11 protein-coding genes are annotated in these 8,690 nt (G+C 72.2%); 6 read left to right on the plus strand and 5 right to left on the minus strand.

Annotated features, from left to right (window positions below; all coding sequences use genetic code 11):
- Positions 1–280: 280 nt before the first annotated feature.
- From pdxT to FJ108_16810, 5 genes are all read right to left on the minus strand, one after another.
- Positions 281–862, minus strand: a complete 582-nt coding sequence (pdxT, locus tag FJ108_16790; protein MBM4337545.1) for a pyridoxal 5'-phosphate synthase glutaminase subunit PdxT — start codon at positions 860–862, stop codon at positions 281–283.
- Positions 859–1,740 (minus strand): pyridoxal 5'-phosphate synthase lyase subunit PdxS, encoded by an 882-nt coding sequence (pdxS, locus tag FJ108_16795; GenBank protein MBM4337546.1) that lies wholly within the window; start codon positions 1,738–1,740, stop codon positions 859–861. Before pdxS ends, pdxT begins: the two co-directional genes overlap by 4 nt.
- A 25-nt stretch (positions 1,741–1,765) precedes the next feature.
- Positions 1,766–2,650, minus strand: a complete 885-nt coding sequence (locus FJ108_16800) for a PhzF family phenazine biosynthesis protein (GenBank protein ID MBM4337547.1) — start codon at positions 2,648–2,650, stop codon at positions 1,766–1,768.
- The gene (locus tag FJ108_16805) at positions 2,643–4,145 is read right to left on the minus strand and encodes a PLP-dependent aminotransferase family protein (protein ID MBM4337548.1); all 1,503 of its coding nucleotides are present in this window, start codon (positions 4,143–4,145) and stop codon (positions 2,643–2,645) included. Before FJ108_16805 ends, FJ108_16800 begins: the two co-directional genes overlap by 8 nt.
- Positions 4,146–4,261: 116 nt before the next feature.
- Positions 4,262–4,783, minus strand: a complete 522-nt coding sequence (locus tag FJ108_16810; GenBank protein MBM4337549.1) for a DUF3332 family protein — start codon at positions 4,781–4,783, stop codon at positions 4,262–4,264.
- Between the two features lie 80 nt (positions 4,784–4,863).
- Between FJ108_16810 and FJ108_16815 the strand changes: the two genes are divergently transcribed.
- The 6 genes from FJ108_16815 to FJ108_16840 all read left to right on the plus strand — a co-directional run.
- On the plus strand, positions 4,864–5,238 hold the full coding sequence (locus FJ108_16815) for a hypothetical protein (protein MBM4337550.1): 375 nt from the start codon (positions 4,864–4,866) through the stop codon (positions 5,236–5,238).
- Positions 5,238–6,086: an alpha/beta hydrolase gene (locus tag FJ108_16820; GenBank protein ID MBM4337551.1), complete on the plus strand. Its 849-nt coding sequence runs from the start codon at positions 5,238–5,240 to the stop codon at positions 6,084–6,086. Before FJ108_16815 ends, FJ108_16820 begins: the two co-directional genes overlap by 1 nt.
- Positions 6,087–6,091: 5 nt before the next feature.
- Positions 6,092–6,574, plus strand: coding sequence for a hypothetical protein (locus FJ108_16825; GenBank protein MBM4337552.1), 483 nt, complete (start codon positions 6,092–6,094; stop codon positions 6,572–6,574).
- Positions 6,510–7,295, plus strand: coding sequence for a TetR/AcrR family transcriptional regulator (locus FJ108_16830; protein ID MBM4337553.1), 786 nt, complete (start codon positions 6,510–6,512; stop codon positions 7,293–7,295). Before FJ108_16825 ends, FJ108_16830 begins: the two co-directional genes overlap by 65 nt.
- Positions 7,292–8,416, plus strand: coding sequence for an efflux RND transporter periplasmic adaptor subunit (locus FJ108_16835; GenBank protein MBM4337554.1), 1,125 nt, complete (start codon positions 7,292–7,294; stop codon positions 8,414–8,416). Before FJ108_16830 ends, FJ108_16835 begins: the two co-directional genes overlap by 4 nt.
- A partial coding sequence (locus tag FJ108_16840) for an efflux RND transporter permease subunit (protein ID MBM4337555.1) occupies positions 8,413–8,690 on the plus strand: 278 nt, incomplete at its 3' end. The genes FJ108_16835 and FJ108_16840, both read left to right, overlap by 4 nt.

Consider the following 8,690-nt stretch of genomic DNA (forward strand, 5'->3'; position numbering starts at 1 on the left):
CCCCGCGCGCTCGCGAAGCTCGAGGACGCGAAGCGCCTCGAGTACGAGCTCAACTACACGGAGCCGCCGTCGTGGTACCTGCCGGTGCGGCAGCTCCAGGGCTCGACGCTGCTCGCTCTGGGTCGGCCGGCCGAGGCGGAGGCGGCCTTCCGCGACGATCTCGTCGCTCAGCCCGAGAACGGCTGGTCGCTCTTCGGGCTCGCGGAGAGCCTGCGCGCGCAGGGCAAGCCCGACGACGAGATCCGCACGCGCTTCGGGACCGCCTGGGTCGCGGCCGACGTCAAGCTGGAGAAGCCGCGCTTCTGAGCCAGGCGCGCTGCACGCGCGTGTCGGTCGAGAGCTCGGGGTGGAACGTCGCGGCCCAGATCGGCCCGCTCGAGACGAGCGCGGGGTCGGACCTCACACGAGCGAGAACGGCGACGCTCGGTCCGACGCGCGTGATCCGCGGCGCGCGGATCAGCACGCATTCCAGGCCCGCGAACTCCGAGGCAGGGTCGTCGGTCTCGGCCCTGCACACGAACGAGTCGAGCTGCGTGCCGTAGGCGTTGCGGTCGACGTCGATGTCGAGCGCGCCGAGCGAGCGCTGCGCCGGCCCGCGCACCTCGCGGGCGAGCAGGATCGCGCCCGCGCAGGTGCCGAGCACGGGCCGTCCCGAGGCCAGGAACCGCAGCAGCGCGGGCTCGAGCGCGTCGCGCTCGAGCCCGCGGAGCATCGCGGTCGACTCGCCGCCGGGAAGCACGAGCGCGTCGACGCGCTCGAGCTCGGCCGGAACGCGCACGAGCTGCGGCTCGGCGCCGACGCTGCGAAGCGCGCGCAGGTGCGCTTCGAAGTCGCCCTGCAGCGCGAGCACGCCGACTCTCACCAGCCGCGTCTCGCCAGCCGCTCCGCTTCGGGAATCGTCTCCATGGCCAGTCCGGGCATGGCCTCGCCGAGCCCGCGCGACGCTTCCAGCCACTCCTTCGGGTCCTGCCAGTGCGTGGTCGCGCGCACGATCGCGCGCGCGCGCGCTGCCGGGTCGGCCGACTTGAAGATCCCCGAGCCGACGAAGACGGCCTGCGCGCCGAGCGACATGCACAGCGCCGCGTCGGCGGGCGTCGCGATTCCGCCGGCCGCGAAGTTCGGAACCGGAAGCGCGCCAAGCTCCGCCACGCGCAGCACGAGCTCGTAGGGCGCGGCGTACTCCTTGGCTCGCGCCATCAGCTCGTCGCGCGGCGCGGACTGGAGCGCGCGCATCTCGCGGCCCATCCGCCGCAGGTGGCGCACGGCCTCGACGATGTTGCCACTGCCGGCCTCTCCCTTGGTGCGCATCATCGCGGCGCCCTCGCCGATCCTTCGCAGCGCCTCGCCGAGGTCGCGACCGCCGCAGACGAACGGCGTGCGGAACGCCGACTTGTCCACGTGGTGCTCTTCGTCGGCGGGCGTCAGCACCTCGCTCTCGTCGATGAAGTCGACGCCGATCGCCTCGAGCAGCCGAGCTTCCTGGGTGTGGCCGATCCGGCACTTGGCCATCACGGGAATCGAGACCGCCCTGCGCACGGACTCGATCACCTCGACCGACGCCATCCGCGCCACGCCGCCGTCGCGGCGGATGTCGGACGGAACCCGCTCGAGCGCCATCACCGCCGCCGCACCCGCGTCCTCGGCCAGGCGCGCCTGCTCGGCGTTCGTGACGTCGAGGATCACGCCGCCCTTCAACATCTCTGCGAGTCCGACCTTCAACCGATACAGCTCGTCGTTCATCTGGATTCTCCTTGGGGTGTGAGTGTCAGATCAGCTCGCCGCGCGCGATCGGGATCACGCGCCCGCCGACCGAAACGTGCAGCCCTTCGCCCGCGCGCCGCGCGCGCACGTGCAAGAGCGATGGCCGGCCGATCTCGTAGCCCTGCTCGATTCGCACGTCGAGGTCGGCCGCGCCGAGCGCCGAGTGCCGCAGCAGGTAGGCGCCGAGCCAGCCGGCCGCGCTGCCGGTCGCGGGGTCCTCGGCGACGCCGGCATCGGGCGCGAAGCTCCGCGCGCAGATGTGGTTGCGGGGGTCGCGCGCCCCGCGCGCGAAGACGTACAGGCTTCCCGGCCCGGCCGCGCGAACCAGGCGCTGGTGCGCGGCGGCGTCGATGCGGCAGGCGCGCAGCGCTTCGAGGTCGCGAAGCGGCACGAGGAGCTGGTGCCAGCCCGAGGTCGCGACCTCGAGCGGAAGCCTCGCGTCGAGCGCGTCCGGCGACAGACCGAGCGCTGCCGCGACCAGGTTCGAATCCGGTCCCGCGGCGAACGTCGCGCGCGGCGCCGAGAGCCAGACGAGCCCGTCCCTCGCGAACTCCACGCGAACGGGACCGATCCCCAGCCGCAGCACCAGCGCGTCCGTCTCGCCGCCGAGGCACGCCTCGCGGATCGCGAAGGCGGTTCCCAGCGTCGGGTGCCCCGCGTAGGGAAGCTCGTGGGACGGCGTGAAGATCCGCACGTCGTGCGCGCCGTCGCGCGCAGCGTCGCCGAGCACGAACGCGGTCTCGGACAGATTCATCTCGCGCGCGATCGCCTGCATTTCAGCCGTGTCGAGACCCGCCGCACCGTGCACCACGGCGAGCGGGTTGCCCGCGTACGGGGATTCGGCGAACACGTCGAAGATCTCGTAGCGTTGGCCCTTCGAGCTAGACATGGACGACCTCGGCCGCGCGCCGTCTCCCGCGAGCCAGCGCCGCGCGCGCGACCTCGCCCAGGACCGCGACACCGCGCTCGATCTCGGCGACGGATGTGTTCGCCACCGACAGGCGCAGGCACGACGAGCGCCGCCCGTCCGGGTAGAAGAGCTCGCCCGGCGCGTAGACGACGCCCGCGCGCTTGGCATCGTCGAGCAGGGCGGAGGAGTCGATCGCGTCGGGGAGGGTCACCCAGACCAGAAAGCCGCCCTCGCTGCGCGAGAAGCTCGAGCCGTCCGGCAGATGGCGGGCGAGCGCGCCCTCCGCGGCCTCGAGGCGCGCCTCGAGCTGCTTCACCACGCGGCGCAGGTGCCGGTCGTAGCTGCCCTCGCGCAGGAACACCGCGAGCCCCGCTTGCAGCAGCGGGCTCGTGGTCAGATCCATGGTCCGCTTGGCGAACACCGCCGCGGCCGCGATCGCGGGCGGCGCGAAGAGCCAGCCGACGCGCGCGGCGGGGAAGAGCGTCTTCGAGAACGTGCCCAGGTACGAGACGATCCCGTGCCGGTCGAGCGCGCGGAGCGGCGGGGCGCCCCGCCCGCGCACGCGCAGGTCCTTCTCGAAGTCGTCCTCGAGGATCGGCACGCCGTGCCGGGCGGCGATCTCGAGCAGACGCCTGCGGTGCGCGAGGTCGCTCGAGGTCCCGGTGGGGTTGTGGAAGCTCGGCATGGTGTAGATCAGGCGGACGTTGCGCTGTGCGAGCACGGCGTCGAGCCGGTCGAGGTCGAGCCCGTCGGGCGCGAGCGGGATCGGCGCGGCGCGAAGGCCGAGCGCCGCCAGCGTCGCGAAGGCCCAGGGATAGGTCGGCGACTCCACCGCGACCGCGTCGCCGGCGTCGCAGAAGATCCGCGCGGCGATCGCGAAGCCCTGCGTCGCGCCGGCCGTGATCACGACGCCGTCGCTGTCGGCCTCGATTCCCGAGCGCGCCATCCGCTCGACCAGCGCGCGCCGGAGCCCTTCGTGCCCGCGCGGATCGCCGTAGTCGTACAGAGCGGGCCCGCCCTTCGCGAGCGCGACGTTCAGCGCCTTCCGGAAGGCTTCGTGCGGGTAGAGCCCGGCGTCGGGGATCAGCCGCTCGAAGTGGATCGCGCCCGGCGGCGCGCTGTAGTCGATCCTCGCCACGGCCGACGCGCGCGCGGTCTCGCACGCGCGCGAGAAGACGGGCTCGAAGCTGCGCTCGTCGGAGCGCGCGGCTCCGACACCCGAGAGTGTCGAGGCCGAGGGCCCGAGCACGAAGGTGCCGCGTCCGACCGCGGCTTCGGTCAGGCCGAGCTGCTCGAGCTCGCGATACGCCGTGGCGACGGTCTCGCGGTTCAGGCCGAGCTGCTTCGCGAGCACGCGGATCGGCTCGAGCTTGGCTCCCGGCTCGAGCCGGCCCGCCTCGATCGCCCGGCGCAGGTACGCCGCGATCTGGGCGGCCACCGGCTCGCGCGCCTTGCGCTCGATGGGGATCAGCATCCCCGCAGGCTACGCCCTCGGATTGGCCGGTTCAAATCCCATTCGAACGGGACAGAAACCGGCCAATCCGGACCGGCCAATCCGGCCAATCCTCCGCCTGGCGGACTGGCGTCGCGCTAGCGGGCGATCACCGCGCCGAGGAGCGTGGGCTCTCCGTCCGAGCCCTCGCCCGCGCGCGCCACGAGCTTCCCGTCCGCGTCGTAGGCCGCGATCGCGTCGACCTCGTGCACGAGCACGAAGCGCTGCTCGGGAACGCCGGGCGCGGTGATCCGCACGTCGATCGCGCGATCCTCGCGCAGGGTCATGAGCGCCCGCTCGCCGTTCGGACCCTCGACGAGCTTGGTGCTGCCGGGCGCGGCGGCCATCGGGTTGCGGCCGGTCCAGAACTCGACCGAGTTCGAGAAGACCATGTCGAGAATCGCCGCGCCCGCGTAGACCGGAATCACGTTGATCAGCAAGAAGACGAGCCAGCGGATCCACTTGTCGGAGTGGACGCTGGCATTCCAGCGGTAGACCTTTCGCGCGAGCGGGAAGGTTCCGAAGCACGCGGTCGTCGTGAGCGGAACGAAGACCGAGAGCACGGTGATGGTGATCACACGACCCAGCCAGCCACGATGGAGAGAGATGTTGTGAGTCATGCGGGCAGGTTAGTCCGCGACGGAGAATCGGTAAAGAAGTTCGGCCGTCGCTCGACCGAGCGCGTGATAGCATCGCGCTGATGCCGTTCCCCGATCCGACGCGGCTCTCGGCGCGTTTCGCCTCGGACCCCGAACTCTCGCGCTGCGCGCGCTTCTTCACCGGGGCGCTTCGCCTCGGCGTCGGTGAGCAGCGCTTCGAGCTTCGCTTCGAGGCCGGGCGCTTTGCGGGAGCGGGATCGGCCGAGTCTGCGCCCGGCGCGCGCGACTTCGAGATCTCGGCCGCGCCCGCGGAATGGGAGAAGCTGCTCGCGACCGTGCCGCCTCCGTTCTACCAGGACCCGTTCGGAGCGGCCCTGCACCATTCGGTGTCGCTCGGTGGAGATCCCGAGACGCTCTTCGCGTACTACGGCGTGCTTCGCCGCGTGATCGAGATCCTGCGCGAGTCGCGCGCCTGATGCCGCTCCTCGACCGCACGACGGGACGCTATCTGCACCTGGACGTCGCCGGCGTGCGCTACCGCGTCTACTTCGAGGAGAGCGGGCGGGGCGTGCCGCTGCTGCTGCAGCACACGGCCGGCTCGGACGGCCGGCAGTGGCGCCACCTGCTCGAGGATCCGTGGCTCGGCGAGCGCTTCCGCGTCCTGGCCTGGGATCTTCCGTATCACGGGAAGTCGCTGCCACCGGACGGTGTCGCGTGGTGGCGGCAGCCCTACCAGCTCACGCTGGCGTTCTTCCTGGACTTCATCGAGCGGTTCTCGAGCGAGCTGGCGCTCACCCGGCCCGTCTTCATGGGCTGCTCGATGGGCGGGCACATCGCGGTCGATCTCGCGCGCTTCCGCCCCGGGCTCTGCCGTGCGGTGATCGGGGTCGAGGCGGCCTCGCGGACCGAGTCCGGAAGCCTCGACTTCCTCGACCACCCGCGAATCGGAAACGACGTGAAGGCCGACCTGATGCTCGGGCTCACCGGCCCCACCGCCCCCGAGTCGCGACGACGCGAGATCGGCTGGGGCTACGCGCAGGGCGCGCCCTCGGTCTTCCGCGGCGATCTGCACTTCTACGGCGAGGAGCACGATCTGCGCGGCGAGGCGTCGCGAATCGACACCTCGCGCACTTCCGTGTACGTGCTCTCGGGCGAGTACGACTGGAGCGCGACCCCGGCGGCCTCGCGGGAGCTCGCGCGCGAGATCCCCGGCGCGGAGTTCGTGTTCATGCCGGGCCTGGGTCACTTCCCGATGGCCGAGGACCCGGACGCCTTTCGCGGCCACCTGCGGCCGGTGCTCGAGAAAATTCTCGCGAAGGAGTGAGAGCGATGAAGATCGTGAGCTGGCTCGCGCGCATCGTCGGCGTGATCGCCCTGCTCGTCGGCGCGCTCTTCGCCGCCGCGCGATTCCACGACGGCCCGCTCGGGCTCGTGCCCGGCGGCGCGCTGGTCTCCGGAGAGGTCTCGAGCGAACCCGTCGCCGACTGGGCGTTCGCCGACGTCGACACGATCGAGATGCAGCTCGAGTCGCAGTCGACCTCGCGCACGACCTGGATCCTGGTGAGCGAGGGCCGCGCCTTCATCCCGGCGAGCCTGTCGTTCCCGCCGGGCAAGAGCTGGCACGAGCGAGCCGACGTGGACGGCCGCGCCTGGCTGCGGATCGCCGGCCGCCGCCACCCCGTGACGCTCACGCGGGTGCAGGACGAGGCGCTTCGCCAGACGCTGATCGGGGTGGTCCGCAGCAAGTATGGGGGCGGGCCGCCTGGCGACGGCGGAGTCTGGTTCTTCGAGGTCGCCTCGCGCGCCCCCTAGCCGAGCCCGCCGTTTTACCGGGCCGTCCGCGCCGTGCTACAAGGGGCGAGCCTCGAACACTGTTCGACGGCCTGCACGGTGTTCGATGATCCGGACCGACTCCACCCCCGCGCTCCGCAGACGTTCCCGGCAGCGTGAGGAGGCGCGGCGAGCGATCCTCGACGCGAGCGAATCGATCGTTCTCGAAGGCGGCTTCGAGGCGCTCTCGATCCGGCGCCTGTCGGCGCTGTGCGGCTACGCCGCGCCGACGATCTACCACTACTTCCGCGACAAGCCGGCAATCGTCGACGCGCTGCTCGAAGAGCGATGCCGCCGGCTCGTCCTCGCGCTGCGTCGCGTCCGCCGCGGCCGTTGCCCGTTCGCCGACGCGTTGGCCCTCTACCGGGCATTCGCGCGCTTCGGGCGCGCGCACCCGGCGCACTACCGGCTGCTCACCGCGCGACGCGATCCCGGAATCGCTCCGCCGGCCGCGTTCGAAGAGGCGCGCGCCCTGCTCGAGCGGCCGCTGCACGAGCTCGCGGCCTCCGGGGGCTTGCGCGCCTGCTCCGTCGAGACGGCGGCGCATGCGGTCTTCGCGCTGCTCCACGGTCTGGTCTGGCTGCAGAGCGACCGTGGCGACATCGCCCTCCCACCCGACCTCTTCGACGCGGCGCTCGGCGCGATGCTGAGAGGCTTCGCGTCCAGTCCACCCGATTCGAGCCGGAGCGGAGCCCGCGCATGAGACGACTGACCCGATCCACGCTGGCCGCCCTGCTCGTCCTCGCGGGGTGCTCGGATTCCGAGGAGCAGGCGGCCGCGCAGGCTCCGCCGGTCGAGGTCGTGCGCGTCGAGGGCGAGCGGGTGGTCGAGCGGATCCAGGCGACCGGGGATCTGATCCCGCGCGAAGAGGCTACCGTCGCGGCCGAGGTGCCGGGGCTCGTGACTCGCCTGCACGTCGACGAGGGTGACTCCGTCGCGCGCGGCGTGCCGCTGCTCGAGATCGATCCCGAGCGCCGGCGCCTGGAGCTCGCGTCGCGCCAGGCGCGCGTCGAGGAGGCCGAGGCGGCGCTCGCGGACCAGCAGCGCCAGACGGAGCGCGTGCGCGAGCTCTCCGAAGCCAAGATCGCTTCCGACGCGCAGCGCGATCAGGGCGAGCTCGCGCTGCGGCTGGCGCGCTCGCGTCTCACCGCCGCTCGCGCGGAGCTCGGCTTGGGAGAGCGCGCGCTCCGCGACGCGACCGTGCTCGCGCCATTCGACGGGCTGGTCGCGCGCCGCCACGTGAGCCAGGGCGAGTACGTCGCTCCCGGCTCGGCGCTGGTCGACCTGGTCGCGCTCGATCCGATCGAGGTCTCGTTTCACGTGACCGAGATCGACTCCGCGCGCGTCAGCGTCGGCGGCGGCCTCGACCTGAGAGTCGCGACCTACCCGGACGAATCGTTCCAGGGCCGCGTGATCTCGCTCTCGCCGGGCGTCGATCCGCGCACGCGGATGCTGCGCGTCCGGGCCATCGTGCCCAACGCCGACGGGCGCCTGCGGCCGGGATTCTTCGCGCGCGTGGACCTCGGCATCTCCGAGCGCGAGGGCGTCGCGACGATCCCGGAAGACGCGGTGCTGCAGCGCGCCGACGGCGCGGTCGCGTTCCGGTTGGTGGGCGAGGATCGCGTCGAGCGCCGGCGGCTGCGCACGGGCGCCGTCCGCGACGGCCGGATCGAAGTGCTCGAAGGCCTCGCGGTCGGCGACACCATCGTGGTTCGCGGTCAGACCGGGCTCGTCGACGGGTCCGTCGTCGCCGCGAAGCCGCACGGCCGCGCTCGCGAGCCCGACGTGGCGAGTCCGACCGGAGACGAGGGCAAGACGAAGTGAGCCTCTCCGATCTCTCGATCCAGCGCCCGATCCTGACCTGGATGATGATGCTCGCGCTCGTCGTCTTCGGCGTGCTCGGCTTCCAGCGCCTGGGCGTGGATCAGTTCCCGAACATGGAGTTCCCCGTGCTCACGGTTCTGGCGGAGCTCTCCGGCGCGAGCCCCGAGGGAATCGAAGAGGACGTCACCGACATCATCGAGGAACGGCTGAACACGATCGCGGGCGTGCGCTCGATCCGCTCCACGAGCTCGCAGGGATTTGCGCTGGTCACGGT

Source organism: Deltaproteobacteria bacterium (assembly GCA_016875225.1).
Taxonomy (GTDB): Bacteria; Myxococcota_A; UBA9160; order SZUA-336; family SZUA-336; genus VGRW01.

Excerpts from the sequence above, each read along its gene's own strand:
- pdxS (MBM4337546.1), bottom strand. The coding sequence starts at position 1,740 with ATGAACGACGAGCTGTATCGGTTGAAGGTCGGACTCGCAGAGATGTTG.
- FJ108_16800 (MBM4337547.1), bottom strand. The coding sequence starts at position 2,650 with ATGTCTAGCTCGAAGGGCCAACGCTACGAGATCTTCGACGTGTTCGCC.
- FJ108_16805 (MBM4337548.1), bottom strand. The coding sequence starts at position 4,145 with ATGCTGATCCCCATCGAGCGCAAGGCGCGCGAGCCGGTGGCCGCCCAG.
- FJ108_16810 (MBM4337549.1), bottom strand. The coding sequence starts at position 4,783 with ATGACTCACAACATCTCTCTCCATCGTGGCTGGCTGGGTCGTGTGATC.
- FJ108_16815 (MBM4337550.1), top strand. The coding sequence starts at position 4,864 with ATGCCGTTCCCCGATCCGACGCGGCTCTCGGCGCGTTTCGCCTCGGAC.
- FJ108_16820 (MBM4337551.1), top strand. The coding sequence starts at position 5,238 with ATGCCGCTCCTCGACCGCACGACGGGACGCTATCTGCACCTGGACGTC.
- FJ108_16825 (MBM4337552.1), top strand. The coding sequence starts at position 6,092 with ATGAAGATCGTGAGCTGGCTCGCGCGCATCGTCGGCGTGATCGCCCTG.
- FJ108_16830 (MBM4337553.1), top strand. The coding sequence starts at position 6,510 with ATGGGGGCGGGCCGCCTGGCGACGGCGGAGTCTGGTTCTTCGAGGTCG.
- FJ108_16835 (MBM4337554.1), top strand. The coding sequence starts at position 7,292 with ATGAGACGACTGACCCGATCCACGCTGGCCGCCCTGCTCGTCCTCGCG.